Origin of the sequence: Lysinibacillus sp. NPDC094177, from assembly GCF_050279145.1 — a bacterium.
Taxonomy (GTDB): Bacteria; Bacillota; Bacilli; order Bacillales_A; family Planococcaceae; genus Lysinibacillus.
Genome location: NZ_JBNNTW010000001.1, coordinates 716,406 through 735,887, shown reverse-complemented (window position 1 = coordinate 735,887; position 19,482 = coordinate 716,406). Strand labels below are relative to the sequence as shown.

16 protein-coding genes and 1 other annotated feature are annotated in these 19,482 nt (G+C 38.8%); of the genes, 14 read left to right on the top strand and 2 right to left on the bottom strand.

Going from position 1 to position 19,482, the window contains the following annotated elements; all coding sequences use genetic code 11:
• Positions 1-4: 4 nt before the first annotated feature.
• Positions 5-1,972: a methyl-accepting chemotaxis protein gene (locus tag ACQKNC_RS03560; RefSeq protein ID WP_427423485.1), complete on the top strand. Its 1,968-nt coding sequence runs from the start codon at positions 5-7 to the stop codon at positions 1,970-1,972.
• Between the two features lie 290 nt (positions 1,973-2,262).
• Here ACQKNC_RS03560 and rnhC read toward each other — a convergent pair whose 3' ends face one another.
• Positions 2,263-3,189 carry a ribonuclease HIII gene (rnhC, locus tag ACQKNC_RS03555; RefSeq protein WP_427423484.1) on the bottom strand — a complete coding sequence of 309 codons (927 nt, stop codon included), beginning with the start codon at positions 3,187-3,189 and terminating at the stop codon, positions 2,263-2,265.
• A gap of 125 nt (positions 3,190-3,314) precedes the next feature.
• On the opposite strand from rnhC, the gene zapA reads away from it, so the two are divergent.
• From zapA to ACQKNC_RS03530, 5 genes are read left to right on the top strand one after another with little or no spacing between them, the layout of a single operon-like run.
• Entirely contained in the window at positions 3,315-3,575 is a 261-nt protein-coding gene (gene zapA / locus ACQKNC_RS03550; RefSeq protein ID WP_249072869.1) for a cell division protein ZapA, read from the top strand.
• Between the two features lie 5 nt (positions 3,576-3,580).
• Positions 3,581-4,120 carry a CvpA family protein gene (locus ACQKNC_RS03545; protein WP_427423483.1) on the top strand — a complete coding sequence of 180 codons (540 nt, stop codon included), beginning with the start codon at positions 3,581-3,583 and terminating at the stop codon, positions 4,118-4,120.
• Positions 4,121-4,179: 59 nt separating this feature from the next.
• Positions 4,180-5,889 carry a DNA polymerase/3'-5' exonuclease PolX gene (gene polX / locus ACQKNC_RS03540; RefSeq protein WP_427423482.1) on the top strand — a complete coding sequence of 570 codons (1,710 nt, stop codon included), beginning with the start codon at positions 4,180-4,182 and terminating at the stop codon, positions 5,887-5,889.
• Between the two features lie 18 nt (positions 5,890-5,907).
• The gene (locus ACQKNC_RS03535) at positions 5,908-8,274 is read left to right on the top strand and encodes an endonuclease MutS2 (RefSeq protein WP_427423481.1); all 2,367 of its coding nucleotides are present in this window, start codon (positions 5,908-5,910) and stop codon (positions 8,272-8,274) included.
• A 21-nt stretch (positions 8,275-8,295) separates the two neighbouring features.
• The gene (locus ACQKNC_RS03530; protein WP_427423480.1) at positions 8,296-8,709 is read left to right on the top strand and encodes a DUF350 domain-containing protein; all 414 of its coding nucleotides are present in this window, start codon (positions 8,296-8,298) and stop codon (positions 8,707-8,709) included.
• Between the two features lie 168 nt (positions 8,710-8,877).
• Here ACQKNC_RS03530 and ACQKNC_RS03525 read toward each other — a convergent pair whose 3' ends face one another.
• Complete coding sequence (locus ACQKNC_RS03525) at positions 8,878-9,375, bottom strand: hypothetical protein (protein ID WP_427423479.1); 498 nt, start codon at positions 9,373-9,375, stop codon at positions 8,878-8,880.
• A 439-nt stretch (positions 9,376-9,814) separates the two neighbouring features.
• On the opposite strand from ACQKNC_RS03525, the gene ACQKNC_RS03520 reads away from it, so the two are divergent.
• The 8 genes from ACQKNC_RS03520 to uvrC all read left to right on the top strand — a co-directional run bounded on the left by ACQKNC_RS03520 (position 9,815) and on the right by uvrC (position 19,470).
• Positions 9,815-11,506 carry an AMP-binding protein gene (locus ACQKNC_RS03520; protein ID WP_427423478.1) on the top strand — a complete coding sequence of 564 codons (1,692 nt, stop codon included), beginning with the start codon at positions 9,815-9,817 and terminating at the stop codon, positions 11,504-11,506.
• A 216-nt stretch (positions 11,507-11,722) separates the two neighbouring features.
• On the top strand, positions 11,723-12,304 hold the full coding sequence (locus ACQKNC_RS03515; protein WP_427423514.1) for a TetR/AcrR family transcriptional regulator: 582 nt from the start codon (positions 11,723-11,725) through the stop codon (positions 12,302-12,304).
• Positions 12,305-12,319: 15 nt separating this feature from the next.
• Positions 12,320-13,093 (top strand): enoyl-CoA hydratase, encoded by a 774-nt coding sequence (locus ACQKNC_RS03510; RefSeq protein ID WP_427423477.1) that lies wholly within the window; start codon positions 12,320-12,322, stop codon positions 13,091-13,093.
• A 117-nt stretch (positions 13,094-13,210) separates the two neighbouring features.
• Positions 13,211-13,984: an electron transfer flavoprotein subunit beta/FixA family protein gene (locus ACQKNC_RS03505; protein WP_427423476.1), complete on the top strand. Its 774-nt coding sequence runs from the start codon at positions 13,211-13,213 to the stop codon at positions 13,982-13,984.
• 51 nt (positions 13,985-14,035) lie between these two features.
• Positions 14,036-15,013, top strand: a complete 978-nt coding sequence (locus ACQKNC_RS03500) for an electron transfer flavoprotein subunit alpha/FixB family protein (RefSeq protein WP_427423475.1) — start codon at positions 14,036-14,038, stop codon at positions 15,011-15,013.
• A gap of 150 nt (positions 15,014-15,163) precedes the next feature.
• Positions 15,164-15,397 (top strand) — a binding site (T-box leader).
• 192 nt (positions 15,398-15,589) lie between these two features.
• Positions 15,590-16,939 carry an amino acid permease gene (locus ACQKNC_RS03495; RefSeq protein WP_427423474.1) on the top strand — a complete coding sequence of 450 codons (1,350 nt, stop codon included), beginning with the start codon at positions 15,590-15,592 and terminating at the stop codon, positions 16,937-16,939.
• Positions 16,940-17,067: 128 nt separating this feature from the next.
• Positions 17,068-17,379 carry a thioredoxin gene (trxA, locus tag ACQKNC_RS03490; protein WP_427423473.1) on the top strand — a complete coding sequence of 104 codons (312 nt, stop codon included), beginning with the start codon at positions 17,068-17,070 and terminating at the stop codon, positions 17,377-17,379.
• 300 nt (positions 17,380-17,679) lie between these two features.
• On the top strand, positions 17,680-19,470 hold the full coding sequence (gene uvrC / locus ACQKNC_RS03485) for an excinuclease ABC subunit UvrC (RefSeq protein ID WP_427423472.1): 1,791 nt from the start codon (positions 17,680-17,682) through the stop codon (positions 19,468-19,470).
• Positions 19,471-19,482: the final 12 nt, after the last annotated feature.

Here is a 19,482-nt window from a genome sequence, read left to right as displayed (position 1 = left end):
GATCTTGAAAGATTATCGAAAACGAAAAAGCTTATCCGTACGTGCTCGGCTAATCTGGGCATTTACAATGACACTCTTAATTCCGAGTATTGCAATTGGTACATTTTCATACATGAAATCGGATAACCTATATTATAACGAATTAAGTGATAGATCACGTGAGAATGTCGATTTAATCAATTCTTTAGTGACAAAAGAAATTTCTCCAATCATAAGTGATGCAGAATATTTGGCAGCTTATTTTAATAAGGATTGGAAAGATGCAGATGCATTAAAGGAATTAGATAAATACAATGCTTTACATACTAGTGTTTCGGTAGTTGCTTTAACATTAGAAGGCCATGGTTTTTTACGTAATCCATATCATGAAATGCCGTCTGATTATAATCCGTTTCTGCGTCCCTGGTATTTAAAGGCTATGGAGTCGCCAGGTAAAGGGGTCGTGATGGACCCATATAAATCAAATATCTCAGGCGATTTAACTTTAACTGTAGCGGCAGGATTACCTGACAAATCCGGGGTTGTTTCTATAGATTTGAATCTTGCTGAAATTGCGAAGCTCGTAGATACAGTGGAGATTGGGAAAAGTGGCTATGCCTCATTAGTGAATGCCAATAATCTTACAATAGCAGATCCGAATGTTGAAGTGGGAACCAAGCTGAAAGATTCGTATATAGAAAAGATGCAAGGTAAAGAAGAAGGTAGCTTTAAAATTAAGGAAGATGGCAAGGAGCATCAAGTTTTTTTCACTACTAATAAACTTACAGGGTGGAAAATTATCGGTATTATGGATTTAAAGGATGTAACAGCTGTCACTGCTCCAATTTTAAAATCGACAACAGCAGTCATTGCTATCGCTTTAATTATCTGTGGGATAATCGGTGGCATGATCATTGCCTCAATCACTCGTCCACTGAAAGAGCTATCTACAGTTGCTGAACGAGTAGGTGAAGGCGATTTGCGTAACCTGATCGACATAAGAAGAAATGATGAGATTGGAAAACTAGCTAATATTTTCAATAAAATGATCTTCTCTTTACGTGGGGTAGTTGGTAATATTGGCGAGAAATCAAATTTATTGGCCAATTCTTCAGAGCAGCTAACTGCAAGCACTGCAGAAAATAAGCGAGCAACATCGCAAATTGTTGATTCCATTCAATCATTTGCTGAGACGGTTGACATGCAGGGAGACACTATTCAGGAAAGTAATAATGCTGTACTTGAAATGTCATCATCCATTCAGCATATTTCAGCAAAAGCTGGTGCTGTTAATGAGATGTCAAATAAAGCTATGGGTGCTGTTATGATTGGTGATGAGACTATTCAAACAGCTGTGCAACAAATGACCATGATTCAAAATACTGTACAGGCCCTTGAAAAGACAGTGCAAACATTAGACAAGCGTTCTCACGAAATTGGGCACATTGTGGAGGCTATAACCCAAATTGCTGATCAAACGAACCTACTAGCTTTAAACGCAGCAATCGAAGCTGCCCGTGCCGGTGAGCATGGAAAAGGTTTCGCGGTAGTAGCTGAAGAGGTACGAAAGCTAGCAGAACAATCTGCACAATCCACACTGCAAATCAAGGATATTATTTCACAGATTCAAGCTGATACAGAATTAGCGGTTGAATCAATGGCTGCCGGTTCAGCTGAGGTAGTAAAGGGAATTGATATAACAAATACGGCAGGAAAGTCATTTGATGAGATTCGTACAAATGTGCAAAGTGTAACCTATGAAATAGGACAAATTTCGGAGGCATCTAAAGCTATTTCTGAACACGCCCATCAAGTGGAGATGGGAATTGAAAGTGTACTTGAACAAACCAATGAAAATACAGCAAGCGCACAAAATATTTCTGCTGCAACAGAGGAACAGCTTGCTACTATTGAAGAAATCGCTGTATCGGCCGAAGCCCTTGCTAAAATGTCTGAAAATCTACAAGAAACGATTCAACAATTTAAATATTAAGTTGGAATCAAAATTCTTCTAAAATGATTATGATAACTTTTTGATATAAAAAATTCGCTAACTACAGAAGAGAACAAGTAGTGTAAATTAGTTCTCTGCTGGAGTATAGCGAATTTTTTTGTGGACTATAATACCAAGTTTATCCCGCATTAACGGGCGTAATACTCCCACCTCAAAATTTGGCAATAGCAAAGAAGTTAGGTGAGAGATAAACTGCCCATAAAAGCCCGATTCGTTCAATTAATAATCAGCGAGGGATGAAAAAAACCCCCACTGATAAATGTTTCACTTTATTTCATCTTCTTAGCTTTTTCAGTATTAGCAAAATGCCATTTCGTAATGGAACGTAAAAATTCCTCACCTTGTTTTCGCCAAATGCGTGCTGCTAACGCATCTACTTTCGCAGAAGCCCCCTTCAACAACTCTATCCCAGCAATCTCACTCAGTCGGTCCATTTCTTTTAAAAATGCCGCACGAGCTAATATCGATGCGGTTGCTACTGAAACATGTAATTGCTCGGCCTTCGTAGAAAGTAGTACATCCTCTCGAACAATATCTCGTTCATTTTTTAAGTAATTGTAATACAAGCCACGTTCCGCAAACTGATCAATTAATATATGCTCTGGTTTTTCGGGTGCCATTTTTGACAGTGCATTTTTAAGTGCCCTATTGTGCATCATAGCTTTCATCTTACCTTGAGAGTAGCCTCGTGATTGTAATTCGTTATATTTTTCATTACGTAGTACAAGCACACTATGGACACAAGTCGCACGTAAATCTGGCGCTATTTTACGCATATAATCATCCGTTAGCATTTTTGAGTCCTTGACACCAAGTTCGTTTATAAGTGCAATTTTTGATGAAGGGACATATACGGCTGCCACTGTTATTGGACCGAAATAATCACCAGTACCAGTTTCGTCTGAGCCTAGTACAGACATCGTAGCAAAACCTTCTGGTAGAACGTCGCCCTTTGCCCCGATCGACGATGATTTCTGTGAATTTGTTACTTCTATGTTTCCCCAGCGTGCTGCTTCTCGCTCAGCTCCTCCCCCTTGGAACATTAATTTACCTGATTTGTACATCGTAATTGCTGTATCTGGAAGCTTTGCAGCAAAGATTACTCCTGGTGCTTTACGTTCTACAAAATGGTTTGCGTAGTAGGACATCACCTCTTTTTGTATTTTTGTTGATATTGAAAGTACAATATTTGACATTTACTCGTTCCTTTCTGTCCTCATTGTTCACAATTTTATACCTTTCATGGTATGATAATAAATAGCTTTTTTGTGTATGCTGCTCACAATCAAAAAAAAATCGTGAGTACAAGGAGGGTGCGACTATGGAAAATCAAGAAAAGAATAAAATTTCTGTGGAAATATACGGCCATACATATAAAATGGTCGGCTCTGAATCCATTGGACATATGCGACTTGTCGCTTCGATTGTTGACGACCGTATGCGCGAAATGAATGTACATAATCCCTCACTTGATAGCACAAAGCTTGCCGTTCTTACAGCAGTAAATACCGTTCACGATTATTTACTATTAAAAGAACAAATGGAGCAACTAGAAGAAGAATTGAAAAAATTAAAGGGTTGAAGTGAATGTTAGATTTAATCATATTAGTGGTGCTACTAGCTGGGCTCATCGTTGGAGCAAAACGTGGTTTCATTGTACAGATGATGCATATTGTTAGCTTTATAGTTGCCCTAATAGTTGCGTATATCTATTATAAACCATTAGCACAAAAATTTGTTTTTTGGGTTCCGTACCCTGGTGTAACGGATTCAGGTAGTCTTGGAGTAGTCATTGATAGTCTGGATTTAGACCGCACTTTTTACCGTGTCATTGCCTTTGCTGTAATTTTCTTTGCTGTGAAAATTACATTGCAAATTGTAGCATCGATTTTTGATTTTATAGCGTATTTACCTGTGTTAGGTACATTGAATCGTTGGCTTGGAGCATTGTTTGGCATGATTGAAAACTATTTAATAATGTTTATTTTGCTGTACATTCTTGCCTTATTGCCAGTTGATTTTATCCAAAGTTTAATGTCGAAGTCGTTGTTAAGTGGTCTCATTTTGGAACACACCCCAATTATTACAAGTATGTTCCAAAACTGGTGGTATATTTATATGCAATAGCAAACTGTGCACTTCTCTCGGTTTTGAGGGAAGTGTTTTTACGATAGGAGGAATTCCCAATGAACAAAAAAACAATTATTCGAACACTTGAAAAAATTGCTTTGTATATGGAATTACAAGGGGAAAATCCATTCAAGGTATCTGCCTTTCGAAAAGCTGCTGCTGCACTTGAGGGGGACGAGCGCTCATTAAGTGAGATGGAGGATGTAACAAAGCTTAAAGGTATTGGTAAAGGTACAGCTGCCGTTATTGAGGATTTAATGACAAATGGTGAATCAAGCTTATTAAAAGAATTAGAAGAAATTGTGCCAAAAGGATTGCTTCCGTTATTAAAACTTCCAGGCTTAGGTGGTAAAAAAATCGCAAAGCTTCATCAAGAATTAGGGATTGATTCTGCGGAAAGTTTAAAGGCTGCATGTGAGGCATGTAAGGTTCGAGAGCTAGCAGGCTTTGCAGCAAAAACAGAAGAAAAAATTTTAAAGGAACTTGCAAATTTAGCAAATCGTTCAGAACGTTTGCCGATTTGGCAGCTAGAGCCAGTTGTTTTACAAATTGAAGCTCTTCTAGGTAGTATGGAAGAAGTGGAACGTTTTTCTGTTGCTGGAAGCTTCCGTCGTGCAGCTGAAACAAGTAAAGATATTGATTTTATTGTTGTCACTGAAGTAGTTGAAACTGTACGTGAAAAGTTACTGAATGAGCTTTCTGTACAAGAAGTCGTAGCAGCTGGTGATACAAAGATTTCAGTTATTTTAGATCTAGATGAGCCTGTAAGTGTAGATTTCCGATTAGTAAAAGATGCTGAATATGCAACTGCCTTACATCATTTCACAGGCTCGAAAGATCACAATGTCCGCATGCGCCAAATTGCTAAAGCCCGTGGTGAAAAGATTAGTGAATATGGTGTTGAGCAGGCTGATGGTACCGTATTAACGTTTAAGGATGAAGAGGAATTTTTTGCGCATTTTGATTTACCATTTATCCCGCCTAGCTTGCGTACGGGTACAACGGAATTTGACAAAACGGATAATATTAAAGGTCTAGTAAAATTAGAAGATATTAAAGCAGATTTGCATATGCATACGACATGGTCTGATGGTGCATATTCTGTAGCTGAAATGGGCGAGGCATTGAAAGTACGTGGCTATCAATATAGCGTTATTACTGACCACTCACAATTTTTAAAAGTAGCGAATGGTCTAACGCCAGAGCGCTTAACAAAACAACGTGCTGAAATTGAGGCGTTTAATGAAACACATCCAGATTTTCGCTTATATGCAGGGACAGAAATGGATATTTTACCAGATGGTTCCCTCGATTTTGAGGATGATGTGCTGAGAGAGTTAGATTTTGTCATTGCCTCTATTCACTCTAGCTTTTCACAATCGCAGGACAAAATTATGGCGCGTTTGCTTACGGCGATGCAAAATCCATACGTTCATATGATTGCACATCCAACTGGTCGCATTATTGAGGATCGTAATGGCTATAATCCAGATATGGGACAATTAATTGCTTGGGCAAAGGAATATGGTAAAATTTTAGAGTTAAATGCGAATCCATATCGTCTTGATTTATGTGTAGAGCATTTAGAAATGGCTTTGGCAGCTGGTGTGCCCGTAGCTATTAATACGGATGCCCATGATATCGCTCATTTACGCTTTATGGATATTGGAGTGCGCTACGCAAACAGAGCATGGTTGAAAAGGGATATGATTATGAATACATGGACGCGGGAACAATTTGAAGCGTTCATTCGACGAAATAAATAGGTTGAGGAGGTGTTCTCAGTGATCGCCGAACGCGCATTGAAAACACTAGAATATGATAAAGTACGTCAACAAGTGGCTACATACTGTACTTCTTCAATCGGCAAATCAGCCATTGATGAGCTTGTACCACAGACAGATTATGAAAAAGTTGTACAATTATTAGAGGAAATGGATGAAGGACTATCCATTTTACGTGTAAAAGGCAATGTACCGATGGGTGGAATTTTTGATGTACGACCGGCTGCAAGACGTGCCCAAATCGGTGGCATGCTTTCAGCGATGGAGTTAATGGAAGTTTCAAGTACGATTCGAGCTAGTAGAATTCTTCGCAATTTTATTGAAGATATAGAATCAGAAGAAGTAATTGAGATTCCTCATTTCATCGCCAAAAAGGAGGCAATGCCCGTTTTAACAGGCTTGCAGCATGAAATTAATAACTGTATTGATGACAACGGCTCAGTGCTAGACTCTGCAAGCCAAACTTTGCGTTCAATTCGCCAATCTTTGCGCGCTGAGGAAGCTAAAGTACGGTCTAAGCTGGAAAGTCTTACACGTGGGAGCAATGCTTCAAAAATGCTCTCAGATACGCTTGTAACGATTCGTAATGATCGTTTTGTTATCCCAGTTAAGCAAGAGTATCGTCATCATTATGGTGGAATTGTGCATGACCAATCATCTTCTGGTCAAACGTTATTCATCGAGCCTGATTCTGTTGTACAAGCGAATAATGAAATTCATCGTTTAAAAATGAAAGAGCAGGCTGAAGTTGAACGTATTTTACTTGCTCTAAGTGCAATGGTAGAGGAAGTAGCTCCAGATTTATTTAATTTAGTAAAAGTACTAGGCGAGATTGACGTCATTTTAGCTAAAGGCAAGTACGGTCAAGCGAACAAATGTACAATGCCTAAAATGAATAACGATGGCTATATTCGACTTGTGCGTGCACGTCATCCACTTTTACCAATTGAAATGGCTGTTGCTAACGATATTGAATTTGGTAAAGACATTACGGCAATTGTGATTACAGGACCAAACACTGGTGGTAAAACTGTCACTTTAAAAACAGTCGGACTGTGTACATTAATGGCACAGGCAGGGTTACCAGTGCCTGCACTTGATGGTTCAGAGCTTGCCGTTTTCAAGCAGCTTTTTGCGGATATTGGAGATGAACAGTCAATAGAACAATCATTGTCAACATTCTCCTCTCATATGGTCAACATAGTAGATATCTTACAAAAGTTTGATTATGAGTCACTAGTTCTATTTGATGAATTAGGTGCTGGGACAGATCCTCAGGAAGGTGCAGCTCTGGCCATCTCCATTTTAGATGAAGTACATGGTCGTGGTGCCCGCGTTATGGCAACAACGCATTATCCTGAGCTAAAAGCATACGGCTATAATCGTCCAGGAGTTGCCAATGCAAGTGTAGAGTTTGATATCGAGACATTGAGCCCAACATATCGCCTACTAATTGGTGTACCAGGACGCTCCAATGCATTTGAAATTTCAAGTCGCCTTGGCTTACCAGAGTCGATTATTGACCGTGCGAAAGGCTTTACAGGCACAGATCGTCATGAGGTGGAGTCTATGATTGCTTCACTTGAAGAGACTCGTCGCCAATCCGAAGATGATGCAGAACGCTCTCATGAATTACTGATGGAGTCTGAAGACCTTCGTAAAGAGTTACAAGGAAAATTACAAGCTTATGAGGAACGCAAAGAGGCACTCGATAAAAAAGCGAAAGAAAAAGCTCGTAAAATTGTTGATGAAGCCAAAAGAGAAGCAGAATCAATTATTGCGGAGCTTCGAGAAATGCGCAAAAATGCAGACCAAGTTGTTAAGGAGCATGAGCTCATCGAAGCTCGTAAACGACTGGAAGAAGCTACACCGCTTGAAAACAATAAAGTGCTGAAAAAAGCGGCACAAGTAAAGGCCCGTGCACAAAACTTAGTTGTCGGAGACGAGGTAAAGGTGTTAAGCTATGGACAAAGAGGTACATTGCTCGAAAAAGCATCGAATTCCGAATGGGTTGTCCAAATGGGTATTTTGAAAATGAAAATCTCAGATAGTGATCTAGAGTACATTAAACCTGAAAAAGAACCTGTGCAACGTATTGCTGGTGTGAAAAATCGCAGTAGCCATGTAAAATTAGAATTAGATTTACGCGGCGAACGATATGAAGACGCCATTATACGTACAGAAAAATATATTGATGATGCCTTGCTTGCTAACTATGGGCGTGTATCAATTATTCATGGTGTCGGTACAGGTGCATTACGTCAAGGAATTCAAACCTATTTGAAAAAACATAAGCGTGTAAAATCCTTCCGTTTTGGTGAAGCCGGCGAGGGGGGCTTAGGCGTCACGGTTGTGGAATTGAAATAAGCTGTAAAGGGGACGGAGAAAATGCTGAATTCTAGCTTTTGGCGATACCCAATTATCGAAACGGCAGGATACTTTAGTGTTGTTGTATTATGTTTAGTCGTCTCGATGGCATTGTTCGAAGTCGTTACGAAATATAAAAATTGGGAAGAAATTAAAAATGGTAATATCTCTGTGGCACTCGCAACAGGTGGGAAAATACTGGGGATCTGTAATATTTTTCGTTTTTCCATTGCCCGCCACAGTACTTTAAGTGAAATGATTGGCTGGGGCCTTTTTGGTTTTACATTACTGATTGTAGCGTATTTCTTATTTGAATTTATGACACCACGTTTTAATGTCGATCAAGAAATCGCAAATGATAATCGCTCAGTTGGCTTCATTTCCTTTACCATTTCAGTCGGTCTATCGTTTGTTATTGGGGCAAGTATTGCATAGGAGTGTAATGACATGGAAAAATTAGCAAAAGTACTAATCGTTGTCTGCATCGCATTTTTGGCAGTCGGTGTCTATTATATGATGACCCTTTAAACTTAGAAACGCATCCTTTTATGAGGATGCGTTTTTTTCATAGTAATTGGTTAAGGAGAAGAACTGCTCGGGTAGCTAGCGACGGAAAGAAGAGCCAGAGCGACGGTAAGAAGTATCAGAGCGACGGAAGGAAGAGCCGGAGCGACGGTAAGAAGAGCTAAAGCGACGGTAAGAAGTATCAGAGCGACGGAAGGAAGAGCCGAAGCGACGGAAAGAAGAGCTAAAGCGACGGTAAGAAGTATCAGAGCGACGGAAGGAAGAGCCGAAGTGACGGAAAGAAGCCAGAGCGACGGAAGGAAGAGCCGAAGCGACGGAAAGAAGAGCTAAAGCGACGGAAGGAAGAGCCGAAGTGACGGAAAGAAGCCAGAGCGACGGATAGGAAAGCAAAAGCGACGGAAGGAAGAGCCGAAGTGACGGAAAGAAGCCAGAGCGACGGAAAGGAAAGCTAAAGCGACGGAAGGAAGAGCCGAAGCGACGGTAAGAAGTATCAGAGTGACGGAAGGAAGAGCCGAAGTGACGGAAAGAAGTCAGGGCGACGGAAGGAAGAGCCGAAGCGACGGAAGGAAGATCCATAGCGACGCAAAAAAGTGAAGAACTGCTCTAGCCCGGGGAGATACTACTCAGGCTGAATGTATGATCGCTCCAATTAAATAAAAAACTTCAATACCCTCGAAAAAATCTAAGTTACATCATCCTCACACCAAATCATCACAAAATACTACTAAAATCTATTAATATTCCCTCATCTATCTAAAAAGTTATCATGAAAGAATTATTTTTGGAATATAGAAATATTAACGCAGTCCTGTGCATAAAAAAAGAAAGAATGAATGAGTATTCATAAGGAACGTTGATCTGAAATCCTGAGAAATACAGTTATATAAATGTTGTTAAACGCATAATAATTAATCGAAAATGCATTTATTTTCTATTTTGTGTTTGAAAGTATATTTCTTTTTCATTATAATTAAAATAAGAATTTACAAAGTATGGGACAAAGGGGAGAGGACGTATGACAACAAAACCATGGCTAAAAAATTATCCTGAAGAAGTACCATCGTCTTTAACGTTTGAAGAAATTCCTGTGCAAGAGTTTTTAACACGTGCCTATATAAAGAATCCATCCAAAGTTGCGATTCATTTTATGGGAAAGGATTTGACGTACACCGAGCTATATGAGTCGGCGCTAAGGTTTGCAAACTATTTACAAGCCCTTGGGGTGGAAAAGGGAGATCGAGTAGCTATTATGCTGCCAAACTCACCACAAAGTGTAATCGCTTACTACGGGGCAATGTATGCTGGAGCAATTGTCGTACAAACAAATCCACTTTATACTGAGCGTGAACTTCAATATCAAATGGCTGATTCGGGTGCCAAAGTTATTTTACTGATGGATATTTTGTATCCACGTGTTATGAAAATTATAAAAGAAACTGCACTTGAAAATGTCATTGTCACAGCTATTAAAGATTATTTACCATTCCCAAAAAATTTAGTTTACCCCTATATTCAAAAAAAGCAGTATGGTTTTAGTGTAAAGGTTGAACATAGTGGTCAAAATCATCTATTTACAGAAATTATGCGCTCGTCGCCAATTAAAATGATTGATACCCCATTTGATTTTGAAGAGGATATTGCGTTGCTTCAATATACAGGGGGAACTACTGGCTTCCCTAAGGGTGTGATGCTGACCCATAAAAACTTAATTGCCAATACAACAATGTGTGATGCATGGATGTATAAATGTGTACATGGTGAGGAAACCATTATGGGCGTACTTCCATTCTTCCATGTTTATGGTATGACTACCGTTATGTTATTATCAGTTTCCACGCAAAATAAAATGGTGCTATTACCAAAGTTTGATGTAGAAACAGCGTTGAAAACGATAGAAAAGCAAAAACCAACACTTTTTCCAGGTGCACCGACCTTATATATTGGTTTATTAAATCACCCGGATATTACAAAGTACGACTTATCGTCCATTAAAGCATGCTTAAGTGGCTCCGCTTCACTTCCAGTAGAGGTGCAGGAGAAATTTGAAGCGGTAACAGGGGGGAAACTTGTAGAAGGATATGGATTAACAGAAACTTCTCCTGTTACGCATGCTACGCCTATTTGGGATAAGCGTGTTATCGGCTCAATTGGTTTACCATGGCCAAATACAGAGTCAGTAATTTTACGGACCGGGGATGTAGAGGTGCTTCCAGTCGGTGAGGTTGGGGAAATAGCTGTTAAAGGGCCACAGGTTATGAAAGGCTATTGGAATCGACCAGAAGATACGGCAGCAGCGTTCGTAGATGGATGGTTTTTAACTGGAGATCTGGGTTATATGGATGAAGAAGGATTTTTCTATGTAGTTGATCGTAAAAAAGATTTGATTATCGCAGGTGGTTTTAATATTTACCCTCGTGAGGTAGAGGAAGTACTATATGAACGAGAGGAAATCCAGGAATGTATAGTTGCGGGTATACCGGATCCGTACCGAGGAGAAACAGTAAAAGCTTATATTGTTTTAAAAGAAGGATATTCGATTACAGAAGACGAATTAAATAAATATTGCCGTCAACACTTGGCTGCTTTCAAAGTTCCTCGGTATTATGAGTTTAGAGAAGAACTACCGAAAACAGCAGTTGGAAAAATTTTGCGTCGTGCGTTAGTGGATGAAGAAAAAACGAAATTGGCGAATAAAGAAGCAAAATAAATACGTGATAAAGTATTGACAAGCAAAGATGTAAAATATAATATGAAAATATGAATGAATGACCATTCATATTTTCATATTTTTTTTAGTTATCATGTCACATCCTTATAAGAGATTTGCTGGTCATTGAAGGATGACATCATGTGGAAAAACATAGAAACTTTAATCGAGCATGAATGTAGACGTGTGCAAGTTTTTTTAGGTGGTGATATAAAAGTGAAACGTGATAAGCCAAAATATAAGCAAATTGTTGATGCAGCTGTCATCGTTATTGCAGAAAATGGGTATCACCAAGCACAAGTATCGAAGATTGCAAAACAGGCAGGGGTGGCTGATGGAACAATCTATTTATATTTTAAAAATAAAGAAGATATATTAATTTCTGTTTTTAATGAAAAAATGGCTGTTTTTGTAGAGTCATTACAAGATATAATAGAAAATGGAAGTACGTCTAAAGACAAACTTTCACGAATGATAGAAAATCATTTTAATGTTCTAGCGACAGATCGATACCTAGCAACCGTTACACAATTGGAACTACGACAATCGAACAAAGATTTACGTTTAAAGATCAATTCGGTGTTAAGAGAGTATTTACAATTACTTGATCAAATTTTGATCGAAGGTATGCTATCAGGTGAGTTCAATCAAACGATGGATGTACGCTTGGCACGTCAAATGGTATTTGGAACAATTGATGAAACCATCACGTCGTGGGTCATGAATGAATATCGATATGATTTGATAGAACAGGTTCCGAAAGTTCAGGCATTAATCCTGAACGGCATTAAAGCTTAAAAAGGATGTGGAGAAATGGAATTTCTAAGTTGGAAAGTAGAGGATGGAGTAGCGATTATTACGATTGCACGCCCGCCAGCAAACGCATTATCTCGCGGAATCATTGCTGAAGTAAATTCTGTGCTAGATGCTGTGGAAAATGATGACACTGTACGTGTCCTTGTACTTCATGGCGAAGGTCGTTTCTTCTCAGCAGGTGCAGACATTAAAGAATTTACTGAGGTTGAATCTGGTGATGAATTTTCAAAGCTAGCGAACAATGGTCAGCAAGTTTTTGAGCGAGTTGAATCTTTCTCTAAACCTATTATTGCTGCAATTCATGGTGCGGCACTAGGCGGAGGCCTTGAACTAGCGATGAGCTGTCATCTGCGCTTTGTGACAGAATCTGCGAAATTAGGGCTACCTGAATTACAATTAGGTCTAATTCCAGGTTTCGGGGGTACACAACGCCTACCACGATATGTAGGAGTAGCGAAAGCTGCAGAAATGATGTTTACAAGTGAGCCGATTTCTGGTACAGAAGCTGTACAATGGGGTTTAGCGAATCGTGCATTTACAGATGAAGCATTACTGGAAGAAACGCTAAAGGTCGCGAAGAAAATTGCGAAGAAGAGCCCGGTTGCTTTAAAAGCAGCTATTCAAACATTGCAATATGCTAAGCATGCTTCATTCTATGAAGGTATTCAGGCAGAAGCAAAATCCTTTGGCACAGTTTTCGTTTCGGAAGATGCAAAAGAGGGAATTCAAGCATTTATTGAAAAACGCGAGCCTGTGTTTACTGGTAAATAATATTCCATCAGTGTCGATAGCGACTTGAAAAAGTGTTATCGACGTTATCGACATTGAAAATATATAATATTTATAAGTTTACTTAGAAATAAAAAACGTTTCAGGAGGTATGGATATATGAATATTTTTGCATTAATTAAACGTACGTTTGATACAGAAGAAAAAATTGTTGTGTCGGGTGGTAAAATCCAAGAGGATGGCGCAGAATTCATCATCAATCCTTACGATGAATATGCAATTGAAGAGGCAATCCAAGTACGCGACGCTGCTGGCGGTAAAGTAACAGTCGTTTCAATTGGTGGCGAAGATGCAGAGAAGCAATTACGTACAGCTCTTGCAATGGGAGCAGATGAAGCGGTTCTTATTAATACTGAAGACGATCTAGATGAACTGGATCAAAATGCAGCAGCTTATATTTTAGCTGAATATTTAAAAGATAAAGACCCAGATTTAATTTTAACAGGAAATGTTGCAATTGACGGAGGCTCTGGTCAAGTAGGACCTCGTGTTGCAGATTTACTAGGCATTAACTATGTAACAACAATTACAAATCTTGAAATCGATGGAACATCTGCGAAAATTGTGCGCGATATCGAAGGTGATTCAGAAGTTATCGAGACATCTTTACCACTTTTAGTAACAGCTCAGCAAGGTTTAAACGAGCCTCGTTACCCATCTTTACCAGGTATCATGAAAGCGAAGAAGAAACCGCTTGCAGAACTTGAGTTAGATGATTTAGATATCGATGAAGATGATGTAGAAGTTAAGGTAGAAACAATTGATATTTTCTTACCAGCTCAAAAGTCAGCAGGTCGTATTCTTGAGGGCGAACTTTCTGCTCAAGTAAAAGAGCTAGTAAACCTACTTCATACAGAAGCGAAAGTAGTTTAAGTCATCTGATGACGAAAATCGAATCTTAAAGGGTAACGGAGGGAAAATACTATGTCAAAAAAAGTATTAGTGTTAGGTGAAGTTCGTGAAGGAAGCTTACGTAATGTTTCTTTCGAAGCAATTGCAGCTGCAAAGCAAATCGCAGATGGTGGTGAGGTTGTTGGTGTTCTTTTAGGAGATGCCGTGGCAAACTTAACAGGTCCATTATTTGAATATGGTGCTGACCGTGTTGTAACTGTGGAGCATCCACATTTAAAACAATATACATCTGATGGCTATGGTCAAGCTTTATTAGCAGTTATTGAGCAAGAAAACCCAACTGGTATCGTATTTGGACATACTGCAAACGGTAAAGATTTATCACCAAAAATTGCAAGTAAATTACAAGCAGGTCTTGTATCTGATGTAATGTCAATTGAAGGTGCTGGCGATGATGTTATATTCATCCGTCCAATTTACTCTGGTAAAGCTTTTGAAAAAGTAAAAGTAAAAGACGGCTTGGTTTTAGCTTCAGTTCGTCCAAATAATATTGCACCATTAGAAAAAGTAGCCGGTAAATCAGGTGACGTAACTTCTATTACTGTAGATATTACAAACCTTCGTACAATCATTAAAGAGGTTGTACGTAAATCTTCAGAGGGTGTCGATCTTTCAGAGGCAAAAGTAGTTGTAGCAGGTGGTCGTGGCGTAAAATCGGAAGAAGGCTTCGAACCATTAAAAGAGCTAGCGGATTTACTTGGTGGTGCAGTTGGTGCTTCACGTGGTGCATGTGATGCTGAATATTGTGATTACTCACTTCAAATTGGTCAAACAGGTAAGGTAGTAACACCAGACCTTTACATCGCGGCGGGTATTTCTGGAGCTATTCAGCACTTAGCAGGTATGTCTAACTCAAAAGTAATCGTTGCGATTAATAAAGATCCGGAGGCAAATATTTTCAAAGTTGCTGACTACGGTATCGTAGGTGATTTATTCGAGGTAGTGCCGCTTCTAATTGAAGAATTTAAAGCATTAAAAGTGAATGCATAATTTGTAGCAGGGGAGTTATATCTTCCCTGCTTTTTTTTGTTGAATTTTTTGATTTTTAAAAGTTATTGCAAAATAAAATGTTGACATAGTTAATTTTAGAACGTATAGTGATGAATATTAATTTAAATCTTTAAAAAACTTAAATCTTTAAAAAACGCAAAGATTAGGAGTAGTAAAAGCTCATTATTTGGTGAAGAGAGCTGCGGGTTGGTGCAACGCAGTCCAATAAGACTTTGAACTTGCCTAGGAGCGGTAAGATAAATGGAATTTGCAGAATATTCTATTTGTTGGACGGTTAACCTTCGTTACTAGGTTTTTAAGTAGGGTTCTTAAAGAACCAATTAGAGTGGTACCGCGGTTTGCTTAAGGCATATCGTCTCTTCTTTCATTTGATAATGATGGAACAGACGATATGCCTTTTTTGTTTTTATCTAGGCTAAAGAGCTACAACCTCGAGGTCGCTTCGATCCCTCGAGCAACAGTTGAGGAGCGCTTACTTTTTTCTTCGGGCTCACCAGCGCTTGTCGGATGTAAACGAGCACTTTAGCGCATTTGTTCATTTTAGGAGGTAAGGAAATGGAAAACGACAATCAGAAATTAAAGAGAACGATGACCTCACGGCATATTACGATGATGGCTTTAGGTGGTGCCATTGGTGCAGGGTTATTTAAAGGAAGTAGTACAGCCATTGATATGGCAGGACCATCAGTACTTTTAGCGTACTTAATTGGTGGGATTATTTTGTTATTTGTTATGCAAGGTTTAGCTGAAATGGCAGTCCGTAATAGCGAAGCAAGAACATTTAGAGATTTAGTGCAAGCTATTTTAGGAAAGTATCCAGCGTATTTCCTAGATTGGATCTATTGGAAAATGTGGGTTTTAAATATTGCTGCAGAATCTATAGTCGCGGCAATTTTTATTCAATATTGGTTACCAGATTATCCAATTTGGATACTTGCATTATCTGTTTCGGTGTTAGTTACAGCCATTAACTTGTTATCTGTGAAAGTTTTTGCTGAAACTGAATATTGGCTGGCGTTAATTAAAATTACCGTTATTGTGGTGTTCATCATAGCGGGATTAATTTTATTGCTTGTTACTTTTGGTAATCATACAGCTGTTGGTTTTTCTAATTTAACGGAGCATGGTGGTTTCTTACCGAACGGACCAATGGGGTTAGTTGCCGCAATGCTTGTAGTTATTTATTCTTATGGTGGCACTGAAATTATTGGTATTACATTAGCTGAAACGAAAAACCCTGAGAAAGTAGTGCCAAAAGCTGTTCGCAGTACATTAGTACGTATTGTAACTTTTTATTTAATTCCTTTCTTTATTATCGTAAGCTTGATTCCTTGGAATGAAGTAAACGGGGTGCCAGAAAGTCCGTTTGTGATGGTTTTTAAAATGATTGGGATTCCAGGTGCTGACCATATTATGAATGCTGTCGTTTTACTAGCCATTATTTCATCAATGAACTCGGGCCTTTATGGTTCATCGCGCGTACTGTATACACAAGCTGTGGACGGGCGTGTACCTAAAATCTTTGCACATTTATCAAAAAGAAAAGTTCCGGTATATGCCATATTAATGTGTACTTTAGCTTTATATTTAGCCGTAATATTTTCTTTATTTGCTGGAAGCAAAACCTTTGATTTCTTAATGGGTTCACTTGGATATACCGTGTTATTTATTTGGCTAATTATTGCGATTGCGCATTTGAAATCGCGTAAAAACCAGCATGAAAAAACAAGTGCATATTCAGTAAAATGGTTCCCTTATACAACTTGGATAGCAATTATCGCGTTAAGTGCAATCCTGATTGGTATTATTTTTACAACATCTATTATCGTAACAGGTATTACATTAGCTATTTATCTCTTTATTACATTAACTTATTTCTATAATGGTCGTTTAAAAGAAGATTAAGCTAAATAGCAGATTAATGCCTTTTTCGACCATATTTTTCATAAATATTGCATACTAGGCAGATTGTTCGCTCAAGAGAATTTATCCATGCTATACTACAAACATAGTAAGTTTAAGGAGGATTTCAAATGGCAATTGTACATGCAACAGATGCAACTTTCCAAGACGATATTAAAGAAGGATTAGTGCTAGTAGACTTTTGGGCTGCTTGGTGCGGACCTTGTAAAATGATTGGACCAGTTCTTGAAGAAATGGATGCTACAGGTAGTGCGGCTAAAATTGTAAAAGTAGATGTAGATAACAACCAAGGTACTGCAGCTCAATACCAAATTATGTCTATTCCATCTTTACTATTATTCAAAGATGGTGAATTAGTAGACAAAACTGTTGGCTTCCAACCAAAAGAAGCGTTAGAAGCATTTATCGCAAAACATGCTTAACTTCTTTCAGCACAAGTCTTCCACCTCTACAGATGGGAGATGAATGCGAATTTAACCTCTTTTCAGGGGTGTCCAAACACCCGCTGAAAGAAGTTAAAGCCTCCGGCAGATGTCACGGAATCGGAAAGGAGTTCTTTGTGCAAGCACAAAGCCGATTCCGGACGCAATTATGCCGAGGCATAATTGATCCTGTAAGAAAAGAAAAGTCGAGCCATCTATAGATGTGCTCGGCTTTTTTTCGTTATATAATAAAGAGAAAAAGCGAACGCTAGTTTTAACAAAAAGGGGGGCAGGTAGGCGATGAATGATTTAATTAAACGAAAGCTTGAAATTTTACCAGATCAGCCTGGCTGCTATTTGATGAAAGATCGACAAGGAACAATTATTTATGTCGGGAAAGCAAAAGTGCTGAAAAATCGAGTACGCTCGTATTTTACTGGTTCGCATGAAGGGAAAACACAGAGGCTTGTAAGTGAAATAGAAGATTTTGAGTACATTGTGACATCTTCCAATATTGAAGCTTTAATTTTAGAGCTTAATCTTATAAAACTACATGATCCGAAGTACAATATTATGCTGACGGATGATAAAACGTATCCGTATTTAAAAATTACGAATGAAAAACATCCACGTCTTATTACAACGCGAAAAGTGAAAAAGGATAAGGCGAAGTATTTTGGTCCATATCCAAATGCATATGCAGCAAGTGAGACGAAAAAGCTGCTAGATCGTTTATATCCTCTTCGTAAATGTGTACAACTCCCTTCCAAGGTTTGTTTGTATTATCACATGGGACAATGTCTAGCTCCTTGTGTGAAAGAAATTGATGCTGAAATTTACCACGATATGATTGAGGATATGACAAAATTTTTAAATGGTGGGGTTGAGGAAGTCAAAAAGGAGCTAGAGGTAAAAATGCTAGCGGCTGCAGAAAATTTAGAGTTTGAGCGTGCAAAGGAATTTCGCGATCAAATTGCTCATATTGATACAGTTATGCAAAAGCAAAAAATCGTATCAAGTGATACAACGAACCGCGATGTATTTGGCTATGCAGTCGAAAAAGGCTGGATGTGTGTTCAAGTTTTCTTTGTTCGTCAAGGAAAGCTCATTGAGCGAGATGTGTCGATTTTCCCAATTTACCAAGAAGCAGAAGAGGAATTTTTAACGTTTGTTGGACGATTTTATGAAAAGTTAGAGCACATTAAGCCTAAGGAGATTTTTATCCCACAATCTATTGATGCAGATATTTTAACGGAATTATTAGAAGTTAAGGTACTGACACCAAAACGTGGGCAAAAAAAAGAACTTGTTGATTTAGCGACTAAAAATGCTGAAATTGCTGTAGCAGCGAAATTCCAGCTTATTGAACGTCAGGAAGAACGAACAATAGGAGCATGTGAGGCTCTGGGTGAAGCTATGGGTATTTCTACGCCGTTACGGATTGAAGCCTTCGATAATAGTCATATGCATGGGACAGATGCTGTATCTGCAATGGTAGTATTTATCGATGGAAAACCTGCAAAGAAGGAGTATCGAAAGTACAAAACACGCACTGCTGCCAAGCACGATGATTACGGTGCAATGCAGGAAGTAATCCGTCGTCGATATACGCGAGTTTTAAAGGAAGGTCTGCCTTTGCCAGATTTAGTACTAATTGATGGTGGGAAGGGGCAAATGGAAGTCGCGCGAGAAGTATTAGAAGATGAGCTCGGCCTTGTCATTCCAATAGCTGGATTAGCAAAAGATGACAAACACAATACGTCACAGCTTCTATTTGGTGATCCACCTGAAGTAATTGCATTGAAGCGTACAAGCGATGGCTTCTATTTACTGCAACGAATTCAGGACGAAGTACACCGCTTTGCTATTACCTTCTTACGACAACAGCACGAAAAGCATGCTATCCAATCAGTCCTCGATAATATAGAGGGCGTTGGTCCAAAGCGAAAACAGCAATTACTTAAGCATTTTGGCTCAGTCAAAAAAATTCGTGAGGCTAGTGAGCAGGCATTACAGGAAGCAGGAATGCCTACTAATCTAGCTAGTAATATCCACGCTTATTTTCAACAGGAGACATTGTCAAAGGATTAGACATATGCTAAG